The organism is Streptomyces sp. SID3343, assembly GCF_009865215.1.
GTDB lineage: Bacteria > Actinomycetota > Actinomycetes > Streptomycetales > Streptomycetaceae > Embleya.
In genome coordinates, this window is the sequence record NZ_WWJX01001451.1 from 1 (window position 1) to 1,274 (window position 1,274).

A 1,274-nucleotide genomic window follows, 5' to 3' on the forward strand; every position below is an offset into this window, starting at 1 on the left:
TGACAGCCGACAGCACACCCGCGAGCGAGGAACGGACCGTCCGGCGCCGGGAGAACGCGGTGCTGGTCCTGGCGTGCGTGGGCACGTTCGTGGTGGTCCTGGACGCGACGATCGTGTCGGTGGCGCTGCCCGACATCCGGGCCGACCTCGGCTACTCCGCCGCCGCGTTGCCCTGGGTGGTCAACGCCTACACGCTCGCCTTCGCCGGGTTTCTGCTCCTGGGCGGGCGTTGCTGTGACGTCTACGGGCTGCGCCGGATGCTGTGCCTGGGCATGGCGTTCTTCACGGCGGCCGGGCTCGCGTGCGGCCTGGCCACGTCGCCGGCGATGTTGTCCGCGGCCCGGGCCGCACAGGGTCTGGGGGCGGCGTTGCTGATGCCCGCCACACTGACCGCGCTGACCGCGACGTTTCCCGAAGGACCGCGCCGTGCCCGGGTGTTGAGCACCTGGAGTGCGGTCGGCGGGGTCGCCGCGACGGCCGGGCCGGTACTCGGCGGGGTACTCACCCAGTGGCTGGGATGGCGGTGGGTGTTCCTGGTGAACGTGCCGCTGGGCATCGCCGCGGTGATCGTCACCCTGGTCGTGCTCGCGCCGCGCGAGGGCGGTCCGGGCGGCCGAGGACGGCTCGACGTGGTGGGCGCGGTGTCGGCCACCTCGGGGTTGGCGGCCGTGGTGTTCGCGGTGATGCGTTCCGAGAGCACCGGGTGGGCGAGCCCGTCGGTGTGGGCCGTCCTGGCCGTCGGGATCCTGGTGCTCGGGCTGTTCCTGGTCCACCAGGCCCGGTGGACCGCGGACGCGCTGCTCCCGCCCGGGCTTTTCCGGCTGCGGTCGGTGAGCAGCGCGAATGCGGTGATGTTCCTGCTGACGCTGGGGTTCGTCGCGACGCTGATCCTCTTGTCGTTCGACATGCAGTACGTGCACGGCTACTCGCCGCTGCGGGCCGGGGCGGGTTTCCTGCCGATCGGCATCGGCATGATGATCGGGGCGCGCACCGCCGGGGCGCTTACTCTTCGACTCGGCCCTCGGCGCGCCGTCGCCGCTTACTGCGCGCTGGGCGCGGTGGGGCTGACCGCCTTGGCGGCGTTCGCGACCACCGGCGCGGACGGCTCGTACTGGCCGACCGTCGCGATCCCCGGCACGCTGTTCGGGATCGGGACCGCGGCGGCCTTCACGCCGATCACCCTGGCCGCCACGGCCGGGGTCCCGTCCGCCCGGGGCGGGGCGGCGGCCGGGTTGCTCAACACGGTCCGACAGGTCGGCGGCGCCGTGGGCCTG

The 1,274-nt window shown here is 73.6% G+C and carries 1 protein-coding gene; it reads left to right on the forward strand.

Annotated elements, in window-relative coordinates:
• Nucleotides 1-1,274 (forward strand): MFS transporter (locus GT354_RS46120; protein ID WP_202513055.1); only part of this gene is annotated, 1,274 nt, incomplete at both ends.